We start from the raw sequence: 23,407 nt of genomic DNA, 5'->3' as shown, positions 1-23,407 counted from the left end.
CTACTTGCGTGGGGCTTCCTCCCATAAAATCTCGTCAACGGACTTCGGCTCGGTCACGAACCCGAACTCCTCAAGGGCATCTGTAGTTGCCTGTGACACCGTGGCGTCAATTGCGGGATCGAAGATCACGAGAGGGCCTTGCACATCTTCGATAGGCTGGCCGCTGACCTGGGCGCGAATTTCGTATACGACCTGCGTGTTCTCTGGTTCATTGTAGAACTCTGTCGCCGCGGCCATGGCTTCATTGAATTTAGTAGCAGTTTCGGCGTTTTCCGCCAACCATGAATCCGTCGCCGACCACAGTGTGATCCCGAGACCTCCTCGGTATTCACGGGATGGGTGGGCAATTTCGACGAATTCTTCATTTCCAGTCATCTGCGCGAAAAAGCTATCCGACGGGAACACTGCGTCGACCTGAGAGCCTTCGAGTGCAGCCTGCATACTCGCAAAGGGAATCGCAACCTGCTCGACAGACTCGAGATCCACCCCGGCGTCCTCGAGCGCCTGCAAGACTGGAACATTGCCCCCACTGCCGATTGAGTTGAATGCTATGGTCTTCCCCTCCAGGTCCGCGACTTCTGTAATGCCGCTGTCCGCGCGCACCATAATCGCCGAAGTGTCGATCTCGGTGCTAATTTCGGCATTGCTCGAAATCAGCTTGATCGGAACCCCTTCGGCCGTGGCAGTCACTGCCGCGTCCCAAGAGACGATAGCGAGGTCCGCCGACCCCCCAGCAAGCTGACCGAGGTTGTCCTGAGCTGTACCGCCCGGAGTGATCGTCACGTCCAGGCCAGCCTCGTCGAAGAAGCCTTCCTGCTGCGCGATATACAGCACCTCGTAATTAATCGGCGCATGCAGGACGGTGATTGCAGTCGTTCCAGCGTCGCCCTCGGTATTCGCCGGCGATGTGCCGGCGCCACTGCACGCTGCCAGTCCCGTAGTCAGTGCCAGTGCTGCGGCTACTGCGCCAAATCGCCTAGCAACCGTCATCGTTGTAGCCATCGAAATCCGTCTCCTCATTGAGAACTTTGGATGCACTCATGCGATATAAGAATGCATTACTTATTTATACTGCATAACTTGCAGATTTGACAATAGGCACGGCACATTCGGTTATTTGCGCCACGTGCAAAAATCTGCATCACAAAAGGGGTGTCGTCCAAGCGCTCCTGGACCGACACCCCTTCGTGGCGAACTCGACCTAACATCGTCAGATCAGTCACACAGCGGGACGAGGCAGACCGAGATGTTCACGGAGCGTGCTGCCCTCGTACTCGGTGCGCGCGTAGCCGCGGTTCTGTAACTCCGGCACGAGCAATTCGCACATCTGCTTCATTCCACCAGGGTTGTATGGCGAGTTGAGATTGAAGCCGTCGCAGGCTCCCGACTCGAACCAGTCGACCATGCTGTCCGCGATGGTCTGCGGCGTCCCGATGATCCACTGGTGCCCCGCCGATCGAGCCATATCGATGATGAGATCGCGGAGCGTCATCTCCTGATCGACAACCTTACTGCGGAAAACATGGTAGCGACTCCCGAGAGCAGGGTCCTCGCTCAACCACTCCGCGGGGATGCGGTCGTCATAGTCAAGTGAAGACAGGTCAACCCCGGCGAGCCCCGCCGAAACCTGAGCTCGACCATATTCAAGATTTACGAGCGAACCCAGCTCATCCGCGAGTTCCTGTGCCTCTTTCAGCGTGCTACCGATGATCGGAAGAATTCCCGGAAGCACCTTGGTGTGTTCGGGGTTGCGCCCCTTTTCCACGAGCATCTTTTTGAACTTCGAGTAGAACTCGACCGACCGCTCCTTGACTGGCTGCGCGGTATAGATCGCGTCGGCGACTGAACTGCCGAGGTCCAGCCCCGGTCCAGACGAACCTGCCTGAACGATGACGGGATGGCCCTGCGGTGAGCGCGGCCCGGGTAACGGTCCCTCAACCTTGAAGTGCTCGCCCACGTGGTTGATGCGGTGCACCTTTTCCGGATCGATGAAGCTTCCGGATCCGCGGTCCGCAATGACCGCATCATCCTGCCACGAATCCCACAATGCCTTCACGACCTGCGCGAATTCAGTCGCCCGACGGTAGCGCGCCTCAGGTGAGGGGGCTTCATCAAAGCCATAGTTCTGGAACCCGTCAAATGAAGTCACAAGGTTCCATCCGGCGCGGCCGCCAGACATGTGATCGATGCCCGCGATTTGGCGAGCAACCGAGTAGGGGTTCTCGAAGGATGTGGAGACAGTACCGATTAATCCGATGCTCTTGGTGCGCGCAGCGATAGCCGAAAGCGTCGAGATCGGCTCGAAGTATCCATTGGTCTTGATATCTCCGCGCAGCGTCGGATTCGCGTTCGCAATGTCACCAAAGAAGACCGCGTCGATCTTTGCGTCCTCGGCCATCTGCGCGAGCTCAACGACGTACTCGAGCCCCGGTACTTCTTCGATTCGGCTGCCTTCGCGGCGCCAGGAATCCTTGTGGTGACCAGCAGGGATGACGAAAGTCGTCAGAGCCATGCGGCGCTTCGGCTTAGCACTCATGATATTTCCTTTCTTCGGCAAGGTCTTCTCTGACCACGCCGGAATGCACTCCAGTGGCAATACGTCCAGAAAGCGATTCATCCAAACTCACCAACATTCTGCAATCACATGGCTTTCCACAACAGTCGAAAGACTCGTGCACATGTTTCAAAAATATTGAATAGATTCCCAAACTCAACTCTAGCATTTTCCTCGGCTAGAATATATTATTCTGGAGAAGTGCATAGTTTGAACTTGCATTTACACCAGCAGCAATGAGGCCGCCAACCCGAGGAGTAATCATGACTCAGACCTCGACCACGCAGACGAACTTCGATCCCCGTAATTTCAGAGATGTCATGGGGCACTATCCAACCGGTGTCGTCGTCGTGACCGCCACCATCGACGCCGAACCAATCGGAATGGTTGTCGGGACCTTCAACTCAGTATCCCTTGAGCCCCCGATCGTGTCCTTCATGCCTATGCGTTCCTCCGGGACGTACGCGAAACTGCGCGACGCAGAGGCCGTCTGCATCAGCGTGTTCGCTCAGGACCAGCTCCAGACCTGCCGCACCCTTGCTTCCAAGGACCCGGCAAAGTTCGACAAGATAGAGTGGCGCCCGGCCGCCAACGGTGCACCGGAGATCGCAGATGCCGTGGCGCACATCTACGGACGCATTTCGCAGGAGGTCGAGGCTGGCGACCATTTCATCACACTCGTCAGCGTCGATGATCTCGCGGTGACCCGTCCCACCACCCCACTGTTGTTCTTCCAGGGTGGTTATGGCGGCTTCTCGACAACCGGCCTCGGCGCCCACGTTGACGAGTCGTTCATCTCTGCGATGCGCGTTGCGGAGGCTGCGCGCCCGCAGCTCGATGCCCTCACCGACCGCTTTGGAGGCAACCTCGCCTCTCTCGTGCAGATTAGCCCGATCGATCAGACGATCGGCGCAAGTTCCTACGGCGAGAATATTGAGGTCGAAGAACGAATCGGGGTGCGCATCCCGCTCATCCCACCGCTCGGGGAAGCCGCAGTGGCATGGGACGAGACTCAGATTGACCAGTGGATCTCCCGAATCTGGCCGCAGGACGAAGCTGTGCTGCAGTCCTACCGTGATGATGCTGCACAGATCCGAGAGCAGGGCTACGCGATCTCCCGCTACGACACCACCGGCGACACACGCGATCAGTACGAGAAGCTCGCCGGCGCCCTCAATGAGTACGGTCTCGGTGAGCTCACGCCGGCTCGCGATCGCGCCGTTCGGGGTGTAATCGCGGAGAGCCGCGAATGCTTCGGCGGTACGATCGCCGAAGGCGAGACCGACATCAACCTCGCGAGCATCGTGGTGCCGGTGTTTGCGCCCGAAGCGGATGGTCCGAGCAATTCCGGCCTCGTGCTGCGCATGGGCAATATTCCGCAATCGCTATCGTCCGCGGAAGTATTCGAGCGCATCCAGGCCCTTCACGAGGCGGCCGCTGAGGTCACCGAGGCGCTGCGCACCACCGTCCAGCGCGACTACAACCGCTACGTGAACCAGGGACTGCGCATCGGATAGTGCCGACCGACACCGCAGATAGGGGGCGAGTTCCGATCGGAACTCGCCCCCTATCTGCTCGTCGCGCTAACGCGCGCAGACCACGCGATCGTTAATGCACACGAGATCCATTGATTGCCATGCCATCAACGATCTGACGCAACGATCCCAGTGATTCGACGGACTGGATCGCATCGTGAATCGCCTCGCTTGCCTCGGTCGACACGCCACCCCACGCCATCGCGCGGTCGTACTTCTCGCGAAGTCGCGCCTCACCCTGCGGAGAAAAGTGGATGTCACCGAGGCCCCGCTCGGCTCGTACACGATAAATTTCGCCGCCGGCTGTCACCACCTCGACCTCTGCAGTACTGGGTTCATTCGCGGAAATCGTGTCTCGAATGTCGATGCGCGAGATCATCTCTTGCAATGGTGTACTGCGCATGTACTCCTCGGTCATGTGATCGAGGAGTACGGAGCCCGCGAGAAGCGCGGTGGCGACCCCGAACCGGATACTGAACGCCGCGGACACCTCTGGGGATTCCCCCACCACGAACTCCTGGCCGACAAATCCAGATTTGACGCGCGGATGAACGTGCACTCGAACCTCTCGAATATCGGCGGGTTCGACCCCCTGGGTTGCCACGAGATCAACGGCAGCCGTGATCGAAGGCTGGCTCGCTCGACACGACGGCCACGGCTTGAGGACAGCATCGGCAAAGTATTCCTGACCCAGATCAGCGCTCAGCGCATCCGGATTCGGCTCATCCGACCACTGCGCGAGGAAGCCGAACCGACCACCGATTGGATCCTGCGGTCCTCCGAACCCGACGGCCGCAAACCCTGCGGACTGCACTGCGTTGCGTGCCGAGAACGCGATCGGCATTTTGAACGCGAGCGTCTTGTCGTTGATGTTGTCAATAGTTCCACCGACCTGATTGATAGCGATGCCAATCGTGCGGCGAAGCTGCTCGCGATCGAATCCATAGAGTAGTCCCGCGACGACCGCCCCACCGACCACGTTGATCGTGCCGGTGTTATCGCCGCCCCCGTAAACGTCAAATCCGACGGCGTGACCGAGACGTGCCGCGATGTCATCGCCAACGATGAGTGCCTTTAGCACCTCCTGCCCACTCGCGCCGACCGCTTCACCAACCGCGAGCGCCACAGAGACGGTCGTGCCCGTAATGTGCGCGGGAATCTGCTTGCCGTCGCTGCGGTCAGCCCCCACCGGCTCGAAGTCGTATGAGCGCATCAGGACGGCATTCGACATTGCGGCGGCGAACGCCGGCACGCGAGTCGGGGTCGTGATCACCGTTGAATCGGCCCTGCCGCCCCATGACACGACGAGGTCGCGGAATTCGGAACTGCCTTGAGCGCGGGTACCCGCCACGATGAGCCCGCATGCGTCCAAGAGTCGAGCTTTTGCTCTGGAAACCGCCGCGGGCGGCAGCGACGCAAAGGTCACTGCCGCCGCGTGGTCAACTATGACATCTGTGAGACTTGGTCCCATTCGACGTTTCCTTCCGAAACACGGTCAGATTGCTCGAGGAACTCCTTGAGCTGTCCACCTTCCCCCTTACGCTGCGCCTTCATGTGTTCGAGAATGCGTGCGCGGCCTATGCTCCCGAGGTAGAAACGCTCGTAGAGATCGATGCGCGACCCGAGTGCCGAGCCCGCGAAATCCCAAGCGGTACGGAATATCTGTGCGCGCTCCGGCGCCGAGATGTCTTTCGCACCTGGAAGGTAACGTTCGAGCAGGGGTCCGAGCCGCGGGTCTTCGAAAGCCGACTGAGTCGGCGTGGCCAGCAGATTATGGGAACCGATGGTCTTGATGATCTCGTTGACCCGGGTCATCCACTCCGGCATTACCGTGCGCAGCACACCGATGTCGTCATGGATGAAGAACGCCCCACCGCCCCAATCGTGTGCCCGGGTCTCTGCGGAATGGATGACGGCCTTCGCAATCCGGAAGTAACCGTGCACCTCACCGAGCATCGTGGCGATATCGGGACGGGAACCAGCGCCCATCGTGTCAGCCATCTTGGCGAGCAGGTCGTACGCGAATTCCAGTTTTACGGCAGCACGGATCGAAGTCTGGTGCTGGGTTCCCCCCGTTGCCGTGCCCTGGTTCACCGCATTGTAAAGGTCGAGTTCTCCGTCGATGAAGATGCGGTCGTTCGGTATAAACACGTTGTCGAAGATGACCACGCCATCTTGCTCATCGAAGCGCGACGAGAACGGTCGATCTTCTACCGGCTGATCGACGCCATAGTGGTCTCGGCAAACCACAACAACGCCCGGCGCATTCATTGGGGTGGCGAACGAAATCGCGTATTGCTCATAGCCGGGTTTGATGGGGGTTGCCGGGTACACATAGCACTCGTCAGCAATTGGACCCAGCGTGGCGAGCAGTTTCGCGCCACGAACAATGACGCCATCTTCCCTACGGTCAACAACTTGCAGTGTCAGGTCCGCATTGGCACCATCGAGTTCGCCGATTGATTTATCAATATTTGCGTGGACTATGGTGTGAGTAAGCGCCAGGTCGTTTTCGGCGACGTACTTCTGATATTGAGAGATGCGCTCGTAGTACTTGAGATCGCTGGCCTGTTCCCATAGGTCGACCCGAGATACGTGTCCGGCAAGAACGACGTTCACGTAGTCAGGCGTACGCCCCAGCATGCCCATCGAATAGCGAGCAAATCGGTCAAAAGCCCGATGGCGGCGCCGGATGTCTTCGTCATTCCTTGGTCGGAGATGCGAGACGCTGATCTTTTCGCCGCTAGAAGGGCTGTTGAATAGGCAATCGTCCTCGTGCTGCCACTGGTAATCAAAATACGCGGCCATACCCTCGACCGACCCCTTGAACCGCGGATCGGTCGCGACATTGATCCGTTCACTTCCGTACCAGACCTCACGATCATCGTTCAGCCCAGCAATGTATTGGTCTCCGCGCCTTGCGCCCATCGGATGCTCCTGTTCCACAACGCTGTGAATCCTGCCGTTCGTACAGCTCTTACACTAATAGTACATTTTCTCTCAAATAATGCAATATTTGTGGATTGCTGTATTTTTGGCAGTGAGTTTGAGCAAAGCATCTCCCGGCTTGTCCGGCGCTAATCCAGCAGCAGCGCCGGCTCCTCTACGATCCGCGCGACGTCGGCGAGGAACCGTGACGCAACGTCACCATCCACCAGGCGGTGGTCGAATGAGGCGGCAAGCGTGGTGATTTGGCGCACGTGCACCTCGTCGTTGACGACCCACGGCTTGGGGCGGACCGTACCGAAGGCAACAATCCCCACTTCACCGGGCATCAGCACGGGCGTACCGGAATCCATCCCAAACACACCGATATTGGTAATCGTGAACGTACCGTTCTGCTGATCCGCCGGCGGGGTCTTCCCGTCACGCGCCGTGATCGTGAGCTGCTCGAGCGCACCGGCGAGCTCCCGCATGCTGAGCGACTGCGCATCCTTGATATTCGGCACCAGCAGACCGCGCGGTGTCGCCGCGGCGATCCCGAGGTTCACGTAGTGCTTGATCGTGTATTCCTCGTCGGTCCAGGTTGCATTCACCGTCGGGTTCCGGCGAATTGCCCAGATGACCGCCTTCGCGACCAGCAGCAGCGGCGAAATCTTGACTCCCGCGAAGTCGGGTGAGGCTTTGAGGCGCTTGACGTACTCCATCGTGCGTGTGGCATCCACATCCACGAATAGCGACACGTGCGGCGCGGTGAACATCGACTTCACCATGTTCTGCGCGATCTGCTTGCGCACGCCCTTCACGGGGTGCTTTTCTTCTCGCACCGGGTTCCAGCCCGGGGTTTCGAGGTTCGTGAAGAGCTTCGCCTGCTCCGCGTGACGGATCACGTCTTCGCGGGTGATCTCGCCCGCGAGGCCGGTGGCCTGCACCTCCGCAAGATCCACTTCGAGATCTCGCGCAAGCTTTCGAATCGGCGGCTTTGCGACAGTCGGGTAGGCGGATGCGGCGGGGACGGATGCGGGTCGGGCCGGCCGGTTTTGTGCCCCATGATCCTGCGCCGCGGCCTGTGCCTGCTCGCGTTCCGAGTCGGTTGCGGGCTTGGTTCGTTCGGCCACTTTTCGACGTCGACCCGAACGGCGAGATTGCGCCGAAGGGGCGGTCCCATAGCCAACCAGGTTGGCGCCGCCCTCGGAATCTACCGTGCTGGCCGCATCCCGTTCGGCTTCGGCGAACTCTTCCGACGTCAGGCCGGGGTGGCCGTCTCCGTCAGGATCATCAGGGTCTGCAATCACTGCCGACCCGGGAGAATCTGCGGTTTCAACGGTGAGCAAGGCCTTGCCTACCTCGACGGTCTCGCCCTCGCCCGCCAGCAGTTCACCGATCGTGCCCTCAAAGGGGCTCGGCAGTTCAACGAGTGACTTTGCGGTTTCAATCTCGACGAGCACATCGTTGATCGCGACAGTGTCACCAACTTTGACTCGCCATTCGACGATCTCTGCCTCGGTAAGCCCCTCGCCAACGTCGGGGAGTTCAAACTCAATGGCCATCGGTACTCCTAGTAATCGAGCGTGCGGTCAATCGCGTCAAGCACGCGATCCACGTCGGGTAGATAGTGTTTTTCGAGCCGCGGGGGCGGGAAGGGGACATCGTACGCACTCGCACGAAGCACCGGCGCTTCGAGGCTGTAGAAGCAGCGTTCAGCGATGGTTGCCGCAATTTCACTGCCCACCGAGACATTCCCGGGGGCTTCTTGAGCGATCACCGCACGACCCGTTTTGCGTACCGAGTCGAACAGCGGATCCCAATCGATCGGTGATACCCCGCGTAGGTCGAGGACCTCGACGGAGACTCCCTCATCGGCCGCGATCTGCGCTGCCTGCAGGTTCATCGTGGTTTGTGCGCCAAAGCCAATCAGCGTGACATCCTCACCCTCGCGGGCAACACGCGTCTGCCCCATTTCAGCGCTCGGCGCGGAAAAGTCCACGTCCGCCTTGGGCCAGTACCGGCTCTTCGGTTCGAGGAACACGACCGGGTCATTGGACTCAATGGCCTGCTGAATCATCCAGTACGCATCATTCGGCGTCGACGGCGCGACCACTCGAATTCCCGGTGTATGCGCGAAATAGGTTTCGGGGCTCTCCATGTGGTGCTCGATTGCGCCAACGTGTCCCCCGTAGGGGATGCGGATGACGATCGGCAGCGTCACCGCACCGCTGGTTCGAGCGTGGAATTTCGCGAGTTGCGAGGTGATCTGGTCGAATCCCGGATACACAAATCCGTCGAACTGAATCTCGCACACCGGCCGATAGCCGCGCATGGCGAGGCCGATGGCGGTGCCGATAATGCCGGACTCCGCGAGGGGGGTATCGAAGACGCGGTGCTTGCCAAAGTCGCGCTGCAAGTGCTCGGTAATGCGGAACACGCCGCCGAGGGTGCCGATGTCCTCACCCATGAGCAGGACTTTCTCGTCGTTTTCCAGAGCAGCGCGAAGGCCTGCGTTGAGTGCCTTCGCGAGTGGGAGGGATTCGCGGTCCGTCATGCGTCCTCCTCGAGTGACGTTTCGAAGTCCAGGAAGGCCATTTGCTGGCGTTCGATCTCCAGATTGTGGTCCGCATACGCGTGCGCGAACATTCCGAGCGGCTCGGGCTCCGGCAGTGCGAGCGTGCGTGCGCGGATGTCGGCCGCGTAATCCTTCGTTTCCTCGTCGATCTGCGCAAAGAACGTTTCGGCTTCGCCTTCGGCACGAAGGTACTTCTCGAGCCGGTCGATCGGATCGCGATCGCGCCAGTACTGCTCTTCTTCGGATGTGCGGTACTTCGTCGGGTCATCGCTCGTGGTGTGGGCGCCCATTCGGTAGGTGAGGGCCTCGATGAAGAACGGGCCCTGACCGGAGCGTGCGCTATCGAGCGCGTGGCCGGCGACCGCCCAGTTCGCCATCACGTCGTTGCCGTCGACTTGGACGGTGGGGATGCCGAATCCGTCGGCTCGCCGGTAGAGCGGCACAGTCGACTGGACCTCAACGGGGACCGAAATTGCCCAGTGATTGTTCTGCAAGAAGAACACCTGCGGGGCGTTATAGCTGCGGGCAAACACGAGCGCTTCGTTGAGGTCGCCCTGGCTTGTTGAGCCGTCGCCGAAGTACACGATCGTCGCTTCATCTTCCTCAAGATTGCCGGTGCCGACTTTGCCATCGAAGGTCTGGCCCATCGCGTAACCGGTCGCGTGCAGCGTTTGGGATGCGATCACGAGCACGTAGTTGCGGAAGTTTTGTTCCTCTTCGGGATCCCAACCGGCGTTCGTGACGCCTCGTAAGAGGGCGAGAATTTTGACGAGGTCAAGGCCTCGCACGAGCCCGACGCCGTGTTCTCGGTAGGAGGGGAACAGCGCATCCTGTGGCCGCGCCGCAAGACCGGAACCGATTTGCGCCGCTTCCTGACCTTCGGCGGGAACATACAGTGCGAGCTGCCCTTGGCGCTGCAGGTTCGTGCCTTCCCGGTCGAACGCACGTACGAGTCGCATTTGCCGATACGCCGTGCGCCAAAGGTCATCATCGGCTTGCTTGAGCCGATCGAGGTACGGCTCGAAAGCCGGTGTCGGAGCGATTCGTCCCTCGGGGGAGAGAACGGACGCAAATTCAGGGGCTGCACTCACTCGGTCGAAACCTTCCAGCTGATAGATACAACTTCGCCAGTCTAGAGCCTGCACGACTCAGAAACTCACGACTGCTGCCAATGAAATGGCGGATGTGTTGGCGTCACTCCACAATTTCATCGGCGACGAGCTACTCGGCAGGCGATTCCTCTGCCCGGAGATAGGGGTAGCGTTCGATGGCTCGCCAGCAGGCAGCCAGCAGCGGAGTGACCGATTCTTCCTCCGCAATCGAGACGCGAATTCCGTCGCCAGGGAATGCCCTCGCAATGATCCCGCCTTCGCGGAGAATGGCGTCGACCCCTTCCACCTGTTCACCACAGGGGAGCCAAATGAAGTTGGCCTGCGACTCGGGAACCGGCCAGCCCTGATCAAGCAGCGCACGACGAACCTCATCGCGTCGTGCGGTAATTTCGTTCACTCGCGCGCGGATTGCTTCGGGCTCGCCCATGACCGCGAGCGCCGCAGCCTGCGCTTGCGCCGAGATCAGGAAGGGAATCGCGGTCGTTGCAAAGGCCTGCATGACGCTCGGGTGGCCAAGCATGTAGCCAACACGGAGTCCGGCAAGGCCGTAGGCCTTCGAGAAGGTGCGCGCGATCACGAGGTTGGGGTGATCCGCGAGGATGCGCGTGGCATTGAGCGCGTTCGGGTCGGTGACGAATTCGATATAGGCCTCGTCGGCGATGACAAGGAGATCCTCCGGCACCTTTTCGAGGAACTGCTCAAACTCCCGTTGGCCGACCGCGGGTCCGGTGGGGTTGTTCGGAGTGCAGACAATGATGAGCCGGGCGCGCTCGGTGATCGCATCCGCGACCGCATCTAGATCGGTGGTCCCGTCGCGACGCAGGGGCACCTCGACACTCTTGGCGCCGGTCAAAGTAACCATGCCGGGATATGCCTCGAAGGAACGCCACGGATAGATCACCTCATCGCCGACCGATGCTGCCGCCTGCACGGCCTGATAGAGGAGCGACACCGATCCGGCGCCGACGATCACGTTATCCACACCAACGCCGTAGTGCTCAGCAAGGGTCTCGCGCACCAATCCAGCCGAGGCATCGGGGTAGCGATTCATCGCGCTGAAGTCCTTGGCCGCACCTCGAACGCTGTCGAGCGGTGGGAAGTGCACCTCATTCGAAGAAAGTTTGAACGAGTTTGCCGGTGCCGGTTTGCCCTGTTTGTATGCCCGCTGCGCGAGAATCTCGGCGCGAAGCTTCACTGGTACGTCTGACATGAGCAAAGTCTACGGTGCCTTTCATCCGGACAAGTCAGAATGGGGTCCATGCGACTTATCGCCACAATCGTCCTGAACGCAATCGCCCTCTGGCTCACCACCTTGATCCTGTCGGGCGGTCTCACGGTCACCGCCTACGAAGAAACCCAACTCGCGCTCGTGGTCACCTACCTCTTGCTCGCATTGGTGTGGGGTTTGGTGAACTCCATCATTGGCAAAATCGTTCGCATCGTGTCGCTGCCGCTGTATTGCCTCACGCTCGGGCTGTTTGCCATTGTGGTGAACGGTTTCTTGTTCTGGCTCGTCGCCTGGTTGAGTGACCTCGCGGGCTTCGGACTGTCGATAGAGAACTTCTGGTGGGCCATGGGTGGCGCGCTATTGATGGGCTTGTTCTCCGCAATCCTCAATGGCATCTTCACGAACCAGGATCGTCGCGAACGTGAGTCTCGCAGTAACGCTGTCGGCGACTGACCGCCACGAGGCCGCCACTGCAAGTCGTCGTTAATTCTCGAGAAAACCGGGGCGGCACATGATCTTCGAATGGTTAGCGATACTCTTCGCGCTCGGGCTGCTCTTCGTGCTGCAGGCAATTTTTCCGAGGGCCGGCTTCCAACTGGCTCGGCTCTGGGTGCGATCGGAGGATGGTTCAAGCGACATCGCCCCGACTCGGCTTTATGTTGTGTGGACACGAGTCGCAGCCATTGTGTGCGCGCTCGCACTGTTCGCGGTTGCGGGTGCCTTGATCGTGAAGGATCGCGCCGAGACGCAGGACAAGTCGGACTGCGTAGATCTGCTCTCCACCGTGCATCAGCGGATTTTTGTCGACGGCGAGTTCTTTGGCGATGAAGTCGACGCAATAGGCAGTGAATTGGGTGTTCGGCTCGAGACTACCTACGGGGTGCTTGACGACGAGTTTTACGCTTCAGTCACGGTGCACCACGAAGACTTTAGGGCCCATCTGCAGGAAGATACCGACATTGTTGCGTACTGCGAGCGGCTTGCCTGAGTGCCAAGCGTCGCCTCAATCACTCATCAGTGGATTCAGGCTAGATCCCCGGCTTCGGTGCCACCGGTCGGAAACCAATGGGCATGTCCGGCGCCGTTGACTCAAGCCCGACTGCATCCTGAAGATTCGGGATCGCAACCGGATCAAGCGGAACGTCGAGTGGCACTTGAAACTGCTCGCCCGCATAATCACTGAGCTCTTCCAGGACCGATTCGACGCCGTTTCCCACACTCGACGGTGCGTTCTGGGTCGGTTGGTCCTGATGCTGCGCATCGGGATATTCCCGCTCGAGATGAAAGTCGTGCGTCGCGACCGGGGTAGCGTCGACGAGCGGGTTCAGGACCGCATCACGATTCGTATTGGCGGCGACGTCTCCATGCGAGTCATAAAGATCGGCCGTCTCGACGTAGGTCTTGAGCATGTGTGGCCCGAGGATGCCCTGGTCCTGCGGCACTCCCGATGGATAGGGGTTGCGGTGGACGACCGCGACTTCCCCGGCAGCAGGTGCGGTAATGCCCTGCAGTCCGGTGATGAGATCACCGCTGTGTTCTAGCTGCACCACGGGGATATCGCCACCAATGGCGTTGCCGTGAATCGGGGATCCGGCCAGCAGCACGGATGCGGTATTCCACTCCTCCGATGCCGCCAGTTCAGCCACAACAAGCGCACCTTGTGAATAGCCGGAGAACACAACGGTGTCTCCCGGAACGATCCCGGCTTGCTCCATGGCGTCAATAGTCGCACCAATGGTTTCATCGTCTTGCCCCGCATAGGCGGCAAGGTTGGAGAGATTGTCCATCGGATCCGCACCACCGAACCCGGTTGCGCTCGTCCCCGCGACACTCACCACATAGACGGTCGAGCCGTCCGCAGCGAGGTACTCACTCACGGTGATGTGTGTGCCTTCCGGATCGGTTGTGGGAATGGTGCGCATCAGATCGCCGATCGATTCGGGAGCGGCGAGAGGCTCTCGCTCAGTGTGATCGAACTTGTATTGGTGATTGCCACGCGCATGTTGAATGACATCGGCAATATTGCCGGCGGCGGACTGCGGTGAAGTGATCCCCTGTCGGATGAGCGTCTTCGCAAGCGCTCCGCCCAGCGGCCCGAAGAGCACGAGCCCAGCCGCCCCGCCCGCATCTCCCGCCACCTCGGCAATGAGTTCGTCGCCGCCTGAGGTCAGTGTGCGAACGATCATCACCATCGTGGGGTTGGCAAGCACATGCTGGTTTTCTGCGAACCAGGCCGCAAGATCTTCGCCGCCGGGAACCAACCCCGCCTGATCAAGCCCGTGATACGCAACGGCGCCAGTGAGTAGCAGCGAGATTCCGGCGGGACCCATCAGTGCCCCGACGAGGGCACCGGTCCCCAACGCCGCAACATCAACGATGCCGAGTACCAGTGCCGTGGTGACCTGGTCAGAGAGGGTCGCGAAGGACTCAACTATTTGCGCATCCGCCTGCTCGTACCACTGCTGGGCCTGCAGGAGGTGACCGGCAAGGCCGTGCGCCGTGGCAGCGATCCCGGAGAGTCCCCACAGCAATAGACTCGCTTCACCCGAGGCTTGCAGTGCCTTGAAGGTTGCCGCGGTGCGCCAGGCATCCGCGGGGTTCCACGTATGGTCACGAAGGTGCGACTCAAGCGTCGCGATACCCTCACCCACCGCGGTGAGCCGCTCACTCGCTGGGCCGAACTGCGCGGTATCCACTTGCAGCTGTGTCGAGCTCATGCGAACTCCAATGCAATCTGCTGATCGAGCAACCACACCGCATCGTCATAGTGCGAGGCGACGTACTCACACCCGAGTGCCGCGGCGTAGAGCGTGCCCGACAGCAGGCTGCGCCCCAGGTCGTATGTCAGCCTCGCGGTCGACACCCAGTCTGCGATCTCCGCCTGCTGCAGCGCAGTGGTGAGATCACCGTTAATGTCCGACATTGCACCCCGCAACACCGAGGCGAGGTCAATGCAGTCTTGCCGCACCCGTTCAATGACGTCTCGCTCAATGTTTGTGATCAATCCGGTCGTCTGACCATCCCCCACGTCGCACTCCTCGATCGAATCTGCCGAATGCCAAGAGGATGCCCGGATGCGCCACGTTTCGCTTGCTTGAGCCACTCGACTGTGCATAACCGCGCATCCACAGACTCAGCGCACGACGGGAAAGTACGAGTCTCAGCCGAAATTTGCTTGAGCCTAAACGAAGTGCGAGACAATACGGCCATGGCGACGAATGGACCTCAGCCCGTATTCCGAATTTGTTTCGTGTGTACCGGCAACATCTGTCGCTCCCCCATGGCAGAAGTAATCATGCGTGAGTTCGTGCGGAAGCGCGGATTGAGCGATGCGCTGCACCTCACCTCTGCCGGAACTGGCGAATGGCACGTCGGTGAGAAGGCCGATCCCCGCACGCGCGCTGCCCTCGAACGTGCTGGATATTCCGGCGACGGTCACCGCGCGAAGCAGTTCGAACCCGCCAAATTCAGCAATTTTGATCTCATCCTGACCTTTGATCGCGGTCAGCAGCGAATTCTGCGAACCTGGGCCGAGAACGACCAGGATCGCACGCTCATCCAACCGCTTTTGAGCTTTGATCCCTCGCGCGGGAACAACCTCGAGGTTCCAGATCCCTACTATGGGACTGACGAATTATTTGACGAGGTGCGCGACACGATCGAGCAGGCCTGTGAACAGCTACTCATTCAGATTGAGCCAGCGGTGCGGGCGGCCCGAGACTCTGCGCCCTCTCGATGAACGGAGCGCCATGAGCCCCCTGCCCCCGCAATCCCTCAGCCCCCTCGACAATCGGTACTTCCCCGTCGTTGCGCCGATTGGCGAGCATCTCAGCGAGGCTGCCCTGAACCGTGCGCGCGTCGCGGTTGAGATTGAGTGGCTCATTTATCTCACGAACCGACAGGTCTTCGGCGCCGAACCAATCTCGGCCGAGAACCAGGCGAAGCTGCGCGCGGTTGTTGAGCAGTTCGATCAGGATGCGATTGATCAGCTTGCGGAAATTGAGGCGCGTACTCGACACGATGTGAAGGCGGTCGAGTACTACGTGCGCGGAAAGCTTGGCAAACTCGGGCTGTCCGCGATCGAAGAATTGACCCACTTCGGTTGCACCTCGGAGGACATCAACAACACCTCGTATGCGATCACCATTCGCGACGCGGTCACCAAGGTGTGGCTCCCCGCTGCGACCGTAGTCACCGACGCGATTGCCGAGCTCGCGGTCGCACAGCGCGACCAGCCGCTACTCTCACTCACCCACGGCCAGCCCGCAACCCCCACAACGCTCGGCAAAGAGCTTGCGGTCGTGGCACACCGTCTGCGCCGAGTGCTGCGTCGAATCGAGCAGCAAGAATACCTCGGCAAGTGGGCGGGAGCGACGGGTAACTTCGCTGCGCACGTCGCGGTCGCACCCGAACTTGATTGGGAGACCATTGCCGATGAGTTCACCGCCCAGCTTGGTCTCACCTGGAATCCGCTCACCACGCAGATTGAGTCCCACGACTGGCAAGCGGAGCTGTACTCCGACATCAGCCACTTCAACCGCATCCTGCACAACTTCGCGAGCGATATTTGGTTCTACATCTCCCGCGGCGTGTTCAAGCAGATCCCTCAGCCCGGCGCGACCGGCTCTTCCACCATGCCGCACAAGATCAACCCGATCCGCTTCGAGAACGCCGAGTCAAACCTCGAACTCTCCTGCGCCATTCTTGACTCACTCGCACAGACGCTCGTCACCTCACGCTTGCAGCGTGACCTCACCGACTCTTCCTCGCAGCGAAACATCGGCGTCGGCTTCGGCCACTCCCTGCTTGCCATCGACAACGTTCGCCGTGGCCTCGGCGAACTCGATGTCAACGCCGACAAGCTGCACGAAGAACTCGACGGCAACTGGGAGGTACTCGCTGAGGCGATCCAGACCGTCATTCGTGCCGAAATCATCGCTGGACGGTCGAAGATTGAAGATCCCTACGCGGTCCTCAAGGACCTCACTCGCGGGCACTCGGTCGGTCACGCCGAACTCATCGAGTTCGTCAACGGCCTTGATATCGGTGAGGATGCGAAGGCTCACCTCCGCGAGCTCACGCCCCACACGTACGTGGGTCGTTCCTCGGCTCTGGTCGATCGTTTGCAGTAGGCGGGCCGCACCGACCACCGCGAAATCTTAGCGGTTGTTGTCCTCGTCCTCGGTTGCCTCGTCCTTGGTGATCTCAGTCGTATCGGCTTGGTCACCTTGGGCGGGGTTATTGCTCTGTGCGGCGCGTTCACCCTGTGCTGGCGTCGGTTCGTCTTCGGTGTCCTCGTCTTCTTCCCGAGGCAACTGCTCGTCGTAAGACTCCACGACACGGAGGGCCGCATCCTGGGCTCCCGGTTCCTTGGAGTCATAGAGCTGACGATCGAGGTAGACCGGAACATCCGGGTTTGGCTTGTAGCTGAGTAGGAGCAGCGCAAGCACCAGCAACACCACGACGATGCTGATGCCGGCGAAAATCAGTCCGAGGAGCCAGTCCTGCACGGTGAGCATGACGACGCCAAATACGAAGATCCCGCAGGCCAAAGCAATTGCGACGACTTCGAACGGCTTCATGAGCGCTCGTTGCGCCGACCGGTTCTTCTTTGACGATGACTTCGCCACTAATTCTCCTTCTTGTCTGCGGTATCGGCTGCTCGCTCGGCATTGCGGCGTCGGAGGGCGGCACGAAGCGTGAACGCTTCAATGATGAGCAGCACACCGAGCACCGCAAAATAGGCGCCTACGAAACCAATGGCTTGGACGTCTGCCGTGAGTGAACCCTGGACATTCTCCAGTCCGCCATACTCCACGTCCAGTTCGGGAGGCACAAACGCCACAATGATGCCGAGCAGCATTGTGATGGCACCGGACAACATAATTTCATTGCGATAGACCGTTTCGCGGCGGTATACGAGCGCTGCGATAAGTTCGATAGCACCGGTAACAAGTGCCCAAATTGATACCGTCCAAATGAAGTTACGGACATTTGCCCAGTCGTGGCCGCCGGTGGCCATAAAGATCGAGAATCCACCGACGATGGCGCCGAGGATGGAACGGGCGAACACAAATGCTCGCAGCGGGTGACCCTTAATACCGACGGCTTCGAAACCAACGATGATCCCAGACCAGAGGGCTACTGTGCCGAATACGGCGAAACCGAAGCGTGCGTTGTGTTCTTGGGTGAACGTAATCACAATCGCACCGATGATTACCGGAACTGCCCGAAAGAGCATGGATTTCCAGAGCGAATCGGGGAGGAACTGATCCGGGTCCTTGCGCGCGACCGCGTTTCCTGTCGTGTTCATCGACGAGCTTCCTTTCGGAGCGATGTCCTCGGTCCCGACCGAGACGAGATCCGACCAAATGGCGGTGCTGAGGCAACCGCTCACGAGGACTAGTCTACTCACTCGTACGACTGTGGTCTGACACCGCCAGATCAAGAGGCGGGCCCCGCAGGAACTGCGGTGGCCGCCTCAAAAACAGCGTGGCTGGTTAATCTTCTGGGAGGATTAGCTCAAATTCGGTCTCATCAATGAGGGCCTCAAGGTCCTCCTGCGTCGCCTCTTCGTCCATGCAGCTCAGCGAGAAGGAGAGTCCGTCACCCGAGTCCGAGAACGGGTGCACCGCAACGACCATCGAGTACGTGCCGTAGGTCTCTTCGACGTTGACCGAATACACCGCGAACTCCACCGACTCACCGTTGATGTCCGATACCGAGATCGTGCCGAGTTGCTCGGCATCCACCTCGTCGCCAAGTGATTCGAGGCTCTCTTCGAAGGACTCTTCGAGGCTTCCTTCGATGTCATCAGCGTCCACATCCGAGAACCCATAGGTGCTGAATACCGGTGAATAGTTGCAGCTGCTGTCGTCATTCATATACGTGTCGTAGCCGGAGTCTTCCCAGTCCCCGACGTAATCGATCTCGACGTCGTCGACGACCTCATCCGAGTTCAGCGCGTAACTTCCGCCGCCGCTAAAGATTGCGATCGCGCCCCAAATGAGCCCGCCGAGGAGCAAGACTCCCACCACGGCAATGACGATCCACATCCACGGTGCGAACTGCTTCTTACCGCCGGAAGGCCCTGCGCCCATCGGCCCTGAAGGCTGGCCTGCCGCACCATAGGTGCCCTGGTTGTACCCGCCGGACTGGGGCTGCTGACCGTAGCCCGCACCGTAACCCTGCTGGTCTTGACCGTACTGATTTGAAGCACCATACGTTGGCTGCGAGGGCTGGTTCCCGCCGGGCTGATTCGCACCCTGTTGGTGACCACCGGGCTGCTGGCCGTAGGAGCCGTATCCGGATTGACCCGCCTGTGCCGATTGATCCTGATTGCCAAAGTTCCCGTAACCCTGCTGCGCCTGATGACCGGGCTGAGCCTGCTGACCGGTCTGACCCTGCTGACCGAATCCCGACTGACCCTGGTCGCTACTGGGCTGCTGGCCGCCGTAAGAGTTGTAGCCCTGCTGGTTCGACTGTGGTTGGTAACCCTGGTAGCCACCCGCGGACGCTGAGTATCCGCTCGCGCCAGAGTTCCCTGCGTCACCAAAGTTCACGCCGGGGTTGTGCTGGCTCGGGTTCTGCTGGTCAGGATGCTGTTGACCGGGATTCTGCTGACCGGGCTGCGAGTTACCCGAATTCTGCGAGCCATCGGACGGTTGGTTGCCACCGTCTGCCGGAGGGAACTGATTCGACATTGGAGTCCTCACTGTGTTTGGGTCATTCCTTGCAATCCGCGCACGCTGTCGGCCCGAATCTCATAGGGGTACGGCACTCATCCTGCTATACCCGCCTCGTGTTGGCGACACGAGGCGTGCTTTTTGCGTATTGCGGATGACAGTTCGGTACGAAGAAGAGATGAGGCGACTAGTCACGCACGTCGAGCTCAAGCTCTACACCGAAGAGTGTTTCTTGCAAGATCTCTTGATCAAGCTCCCCGGTACGTTCGCACCTCATGGTGAACAGCAAGTAATCATCGGACCCCGCAAAGGTCCGTGCCGCCACCATGGTGTCAAGCCCCGAATGCAGTTCGGAGTGCACCACCATCAGTTCAATTGACTGTCCAGACTGGCTGACGACGCGCACAACATTATTCGGGTCCCCGTCAAAACCGGCGGCGTCGAGCAACGCCATCGTCGCCGCGGCGTCGGACTCCGAGCCGGTCATTTCGGAATCCTCAGCCATACCCGTTTGCCACGAGAAGACACACATTGCCTCAATCGAACCGTCGACGTTCCCGAACTCCGGCCCGGTGCCGGAAACGGTATCTGCGGGACGAACCATCGTCCAGCCCTGCGACTCGGCGTTAAACGCGACTTGCGGTGTGTCTTCCAAAGCCGTGGTGTTGGTGATCAGCAGATCGGCACGCATCCGCTCGAAACCCAGCGAGAACGCGAGCCACACCAGGAGCGAAAACACCACGACACCGGCAGCGATTGCCGCGCCGACACCAAATTTGCGGCGGCGGGGACTGCGCATAGCCCGCCGAATTTCCGCCTCGGCCTGCGAGGTCTCCGGGCCTTCGGAATTGGCGGATGCGTCGGTCATGCCTCTAGGTTAGACCGACACCACGCTTGCGAGAGTCGCCGGGGTACCTTCGAAACCGGAGAGCGCATCCAACCGGAATGCACTTTCCCGGACTCCAGAAACGACGCGATAAATATCCAGTGCTAGCGAGTCGGTGCGAACCCGTGTCACGGAACCTTCAGTGTGAAGGCCCACGAGAGTTGCCTGCGGAGCTCGCTGCTGTTCGCCCGTTCCCTGCACCGCAACAGATACAGGGAGAGCCGTGTCTTGACCGTCGACGAAGACGTCTACTTGGGTTTGTCCAGACATGATTGCGGCCACGAATGCGGCCACCGCGACGGGATCGGCCGCGGCGTCGTACACCCAGCGGTGACCGAGCACCGAGTGCTCGAGTTCGGTGACGAGAAACCGTCCGGCGTCCGCCATGGCACTCCCGCGATAGCTCAGTGGCACCTGATAGATCGTGCCGGATGCGCCCTTCACAATGTGTGTTTCGATGCCCACCTGTCCGTTCGGGTCGTCGAATCGAAAGGCGCCGAGGATCTCAATCGCGCCGGATTGTTCCTGAAACCACGGTTGCGTTGGCAGCCAGGCGGCAATCAAATCGGGCTTCGAGGGAACTAACTTTGCGTTATAGACAATCGCCATGGCCCCACGCTATCCCGCCGATGCGGCGTCCGGCTGCGAATCGGCCGAAGCCTTCTTTTTGCTGCCCTTCTTCCGTCCGCGGCGCAGGTCCGGTTCGGAAGAGATGAGCAGGTTCACCCACCGCGCGTTTGGATTCGCGTCAACAAGAACCGCCTTAACGAGCAGGGTTGCGGGTAGCGCAAGCAGGGCCCCGACCGGGCCGAGCGCAAATGCCCAGACCAGCAGTGAGAGGAATGACACGGTGGGCGTCACGCCCACCGCCTCGCCCGCGAACTTGGGCTGGATGAGCGACTGGATCACGAAGTTGATGATCGACCACAGCGCAAGCACGATGAGTGCGTTCACCCAGCCGTTGGCGAGGAGTGCCATGAGCACCGGCGGGATCATCCCGATGATGAATCCGATGTTGGGGATGTAGTTCGTCAGGAAGGAGAACACTCCCCAGACCAGCGCGAGGGGCACACCGAGGAATTCAAGGGCAACGACGTCCACCACCGCGACGATGAGACCGAAGATTGTGGTGACGATCCAGTAGCGGCTGACGCCGGTCGAAAAGGAATCGAAGGCTTTGCCGATGGTGGGACGCTCATCCCGCACCTGCTCCATGCGGGGTTCGAAGGTAATGGCATCGAAAAAGAGGAAGAAGATGACAACTGCGAGGGTCGCGAACAGTGACATCACGCTGCCGAAGTTGCCGAGGAAGCTTTGCAGGAGCGACACAATTGAACTCGGGTTCAGCATCCCCTGCAGTTGCGAAACCAACACGTCCTGCGAGACGCCAAAGCCCGAGAGCCACTCCAGCAATTGCTGATAGAGGTCGTTGAATTGACTGCCATATTTGGGCAGTTCCTGGATCAGCACGACGACCGACCAGATGAGCAGTCCGACAAAGAGGAATAGCAGCGCATAGACGGTGAGCCCGGCGATCACCCCCGCGAGGATTTTGGGCACGCGCTTGCGCATCATCCAGTGGAAGAAGGGAGCGATTGCGAGCACCAGATTGAGCCCGAGGAATACCGGGGTGACAAAGCTCGCAACTTGCTGCAGCGCGATGAGCCCAACAATTGCCAGTACCACGCCCGCAAGAATCACGAGCGGGCGCGGGTAGTTCGGTGCCGACCACGCGGCGTGTGCGCCCCGACCGCTGCCGTTCTCGTTCACCCGACCATCGCCTCGGTCCTGCTCAGCGGGCTCAGCGTGCATTCGATCGATCCCTCTCCGACGAAGCCATGATCTGCCAATGTACGGGAGACCGACCGAGGGTTGGTGTCCCGTCTACGCTGATTCTGTCAGATTCAGAGACATTGTCGCTTATGGCGAGGGGTTTCCGCCGTTGACGTTGAGGGTCTCACCGAGTACGTAACTCGACTCGGATGAGGTGAGGAACACATAGGCCGGAGCGAGTTCGGTGGGTTGACCGGCTCGGCCAATCGGGGTGTTCTTCCCGAACTTGGGCAGTTTCTCCTTGGGCTGACCATCCGATACCTGCAGCGGTGTCCAAATTGGTCCGGGAGCCACCGCGTTAACCCGAATACCCTTGGGCGCGAGCTGCTGCGCAAGACCCTTGGTGAAGTTGTTAATTGCAGCCTTAGTGGATGCGTAGTCGAGTAGTGGCGGCGAGGGGCTGTAGGCCTGAATCGATGTTGAGTTCACGATCGTTGAGCCCGCGGGCATGTGCTTCAGCGCTGCCTTCGTAATGCGGTAGATCGCGTGGATATTGGTGTCGAAGGTGTGGGTCCACTGTTCGTCACTGAGATCGGCAATGTCCTCGATGGCAATCTGACGGCCCGCGTTATTCACCAGCGCATCCAAGCCGCCGAGGGCTTCTGCTGCCCGATCAACCAGTTCGGCACAAAACTCTTGATCGGAAATATCACCAGGGAAGAGGAAGGCTTGACGGCCTGCATCCTCGATAATCGCCTTGATTTCCTGCGCGTCTGCCTCCTCTTCGGGCAAATACGAGAGCGCAATATCGGCACCCTCGCGCGCGAAACCGATGGCAACGGCCGCGCCAATGCCAGAGTCGGCGCCGGTGATAAGCGCTTTTCGGCCTTCGAGACGACCCGTGCCGCGATAAGAATGCTCACCGCGATCGGTCTGTGGGATCAGCTCTTGATCGAGACCGGGTTCGGGCTGGTGCTGTTTGGGCGGTGAGATGGATGGGAAGCGGGTCACGGGGTCTTGGAAAGTCAGCTGATCAGTGTGCTTCGCCGTGGCTTGTGCGTCAGTCATGAGTCATGTCTTTCTTGTCGTCAGTTCGGAACGGCGCGTTCACGCGCGCGTGCGATTTCGGTT

Annotated in this window: 22 protein-coding genes; 5 read left to right on the top strand and 17 right to left on the bottom strand. The window is 60.0% G+C overall.

Features of this window, described 5'->3' with window-relative positions:
• Both ACTHXA_RS05545 and ACTHXA_RS05540 read right to left on the bottom strand, forming a co-directional pair.
• Positions 1 to 1,002, bottom strand: coding sequence for an ABC transporter substrate-binding protein (locus ACTHXA_RS05545; protein WP_441670192.1), 1,002 nt, complete (start codon positions 1,000 to 1,002; stop codon positions 1 to 3).
• Between the two features lie 217 nt (positions 1,003 to 1,219).
• A complete protein-coding gene (locus ACTHXA_RS05540) occupies positions 1,220 to 2,536 on the bottom strand; it encodes an LLM class flavin-dependent oxidoreductase (protein WP_441670190.1) in 1,317 nt (438 codons plus the stop codon).
• 281 nt (positions 2,537 to 2,817) lie between these two features.
• Here ACTHXA_RS05540 and ACTHXA_RS05535 point away from each other — a divergent pair, with 281 nt between their 5' ends.
• Positions 2,818 to 4,071, top strand: coding sequence for a flavin reductase (locus ACTHXA_RS05535; RefSeq protein WP_441670188.1), 1,254 nt, complete (start codon positions 2,818 to 2,820; stop codon positions 4,069 to 4,071).
• 91 nt (positions 4,072 to 4,162) lie between these two features.
• Here the strand turns inward: ACTHXA_RS05535 and ACTHXA_RS05530 are convergent, their stop codons facing one another.
• The 6 genes from ACTHXA_RS05530 to ACTHXA_RS05505 all read right to left on the bottom strand — a co-directional run bounded on the left by ACTHXA_RS05530 (position 4,163) and on the right by ACTHXA_RS05505 (position 11,914).
• Positions 4,163 to 5,560 (bottom strand): MmgE/PrpD family protein, encoded by a 1,398-nt coding sequence (locus ACTHXA_RS05530; RefSeq protein WP_441670186.1) that lies wholly within the window; start codon positions 5,558 to 5,560, stop codon positions 4,163 to 4,165.
• Positions 5,533 to 7,017: a 4-hydroxyphenylacetate 3-hydroxylase N-terminal domain-containing protein gene (locus ACTHXA_RS05525; RefSeq protein ID WP_441670184.1), complete on the bottom strand. Its 1,485-nt coding sequence runs from the start codon at positions 7,015 to 7,017 to the stop codon at positions 5,533 to 5,535. The genes ACTHXA_RS05530 and ACTHXA_RS05525 overlap by 28 nt, the downstream gene beginning before the upstream one ends.
• Before the next feature lie 149 nt (positions 7,018 to 7,166).
• A complete protein-coding gene (locus ACTHXA_RS05520; RefSeq protein ID WP_441670182.1) occupies positions 7,167 to 8,579 on the bottom strand; it encodes a dihydrolipoamide acetyltransferase family protein in 1,413 nt (470 codons plus the stop codon).
• A gap of 8 nt (positions 8,580 to 8,587) precedes the next feature.
• Positions 8,588 to 9,571 carry an alpha-ketoacid dehydrogenase subunit beta gene (locus ACTHXA_RS05515; protein ID WP_441670180.1) on the bottom strand — a complete coding sequence of 328 codons (984 nt, stop codon included), beginning with the start codon at positions 9,569 to 9,571 and terminating at the stop codon, positions 8,588 to 8,590.
• Positions 9,568 to 10,683: a thiamine pyrophosphate-dependent enzyme gene (locus ACTHXA_RS05510; RefSeq protein WP_441670178.1), complete on the bottom strand. Its 1,116-nt coding sequence runs from the start codon at positions 10,681 to 10,683 to the stop codon at positions 9,568 to 9,570. Before ACTHXA_RS05510 ends, ACTHXA_RS05515 begins: the two co-directional genes overlap by 4 nt.
• A 130-nt stretch (positions 10,684 to 10,813) precedes the next feature.
• Positions 10,814 to 11,914, bottom strand: a complete 1,101-nt coding sequence (locus ACTHXA_RS05505) for a histidinol-phosphate transaminase (protein WP_441670176.1) — start codon at positions 11,912 to 11,914, stop codon at positions 10,814 to 10,816.
• 48 nt (positions 11,915 to 11,962) lie between these two features.
• Here ACTHXA_RS05505 and ACTHXA_RS05500 point away from each other — a divergent pair, with 48 nt between their 5' ends.
• The gene (locus tag ACTHXA_RS05500; protein WP_441670174.1) at positions 11,963 to 12,385 is read left to right on the top strand and encodes a phage holin family protein; all 423 of its coding nucleotides are present in this window, start codon (positions 11,963 to 11,965) and stop codon (positions 12,383 to 12,385) included.
• A 58-nt stretch (positions 12,386 to 12,443) separates the two neighbouring features.
• A complete protein-coding gene (locus ACTHXA_RS05495) occupies positions 12,444 to 12,920 on the top strand; it encodes a hypothetical protein (protein WP_441670172.1) in 477 nt (158 codons plus the stop codon).
• 40 nt (positions 12,921 to 12,960) lie between these two features.
• Here the strand turns inward: ACTHXA_RS05495 and ACTHXA_RS05490 are convergent, their stop codons facing one another.
• Positions 12,961 to 14,649 carry a hypothetical protein gene (locus ACTHXA_RS05490; RefSeq protein ID WP_441670171.1) on the bottom strand — a complete coding sequence of 563 codons (1,689 nt, stop codon included), beginning with the start codon at positions 14,647 to 14,649 and terminating at the stop codon, positions 12,961 to 12,963.
• A complete protein-coding gene (locus ACTHXA_RS05485; protein WP_441670169.1) occupies positions 14,646 to 15,035 on the bottom strand; it encodes a hypothetical protein in 390 nt (129 codons plus the stop codon). The genes ACTHXA_RS05490 and ACTHXA_RS05485 overlap by 4 nt, the downstream gene beginning before the upstream one ends.
• 105 nt (positions 15,036 to 15,140) lie before the next feature.
• Here ACTHXA_RS05485 and ACTHXA_RS05480 point away from each other — a divergent pair, with 105 nt between their 5' ends.
• The gene (locus ACTHXA_RS05480) at positions 15,141 to 15,671 is read left to right on the top strand and encodes a low molecular weight protein-tyrosine-phosphatase (protein WP_441670167.1); all 531 of its coding nucleotides are present in this window, start codon (positions 15,141 to 15,143) and stop codon (positions 15,669 to 15,671) included.
• Positions 15,672 to 15,681: 10 nt separating this feature from the next.
• Positions 15,682 to 17,064 (top strand): adenylosuccinate lyase, encoded by a 1,383-nt coding sequence (gene purB / locus ACTHXA_RS05475; protein ID WP_441670165.1) that lies wholly within the window; start codon positions 15,682 to 15,684, stop codon positions 17,062 to 17,064.
• Positions 17,065 to 17,091: 27 nt separating this feature from the next.
• Here purB and ACTHXA_RS05470 read toward each other — a convergent pair whose 3' ends face one another.
• The 7 genes from ACTHXA_RS05470 to ACTHXA_RS05440 form a co-directional block, all read right to left on the bottom strand.
• Positions 17,092 to 17,562 carry a hypothetical protein gene (locus ACTHXA_RS05470; protein ID WP_441670163.1) on the bottom strand — a complete coding sequence of 157 codons (471 nt, stop codon included), beginning with the start codon at positions 17,560 to 17,562 and terminating at the stop codon, positions 17,092 to 17,094.
• On the bottom strand, positions 17,562 to 18,347 hold the full coding sequence (locus ACTHXA_RS05465) for an HdeD family acid-resistance protein (protein ID WP_441670161.1): 786 nt from the start codon (positions 18,345 to 18,347) through the stop codon (positions 17,562 to 17,564). The genes ACTHXA_RS05470 and ACTHXA_RS05465 overlap by 1 nt, the downstream gene beginning before the upstream one ends.
• A gap of 85 nt (positions 18,348 to 18,432) precedes the next feature.
• The gene (locus ACTHXA_RS05460; RefSeq protein ID WP_441670159.1) at positions 18,433 to 19,635 is read right to left on the bottom strand and encodes a hypothetical protein; all 1,203 of its coding nucleotides are present in this window, start codon (positions 19,633 to 19,635) and stop codon (positions 18,433 to 18,435) included.
• 169 nt (positions 19,636 to 19,804) lie between these two features.
• Positions 19,805 to 20,485, bottom strand: coding sequence for a hypothetical protein (locus ACTHXA_RS05455; RefSeq protein WP_441670157.1), 681 nt, complete (start codon positions 20,483 to 20,485; stop codon positions 19,805 to 19,807).
• Between the two features lie 9 nt (positions 20,486 to 20,494).
• On the bottom strand, positions 20,495 to 21,112 hold the full coding sequence (locus ACTHXA_RS05450; RefSeq protein ID WP_441670155.1) for a CG0192-related protein: 618 nt from the start codon (positions 21,110 to 21,112) through the stop codon (positions 20,495 to 20,497).
• 9 nt (positions 21,113 to 21,121) lie between these two features.
• Positions 21,122 to 22,315 carry an AI-2E family transporter gene (locus ACTHXA_RS05445; protein ID WP_441670153.1) on the bottom strand — a complete coding sequence of 398 codons (1,194 nt, stop codon included), beginning with the start codon at positions 22,313 to 22,315 and terminating at the stop codon, positions 21,122 to 21,124.
• Between the two features lie 108 nt (positions 22,316 to 22,423).
• Positions 22,424 to 23,344 carry an SDR family oxidoreductase gene (locus ACTHXA_RS05440; protein ID WP_441670151.1) on the bottom strand — a complete coding sequence of 307 codons (921 nt, stop codon included), beginning with the start codon at positions 23,342 to 23,344 and terminating at the stop codon, positions 22,424 to 22,426.
• Positions 23,345 to 23,407 lie beyond the last annotated feature (63 nt).

The organism is Gulosibacter sp. (assembly GCF_052090685.1).
Classification (GTDB): Bacteria; Actinomycetota; Actinomycetes; order Actinomycetales; family Microbacteriaceae; genus Gulosibacter.
The sequence above is the reverse complement of the archived record's forward strand: the minus strand, read 5'-3'. Positions and strand labels throughout refer to the sequence as shown.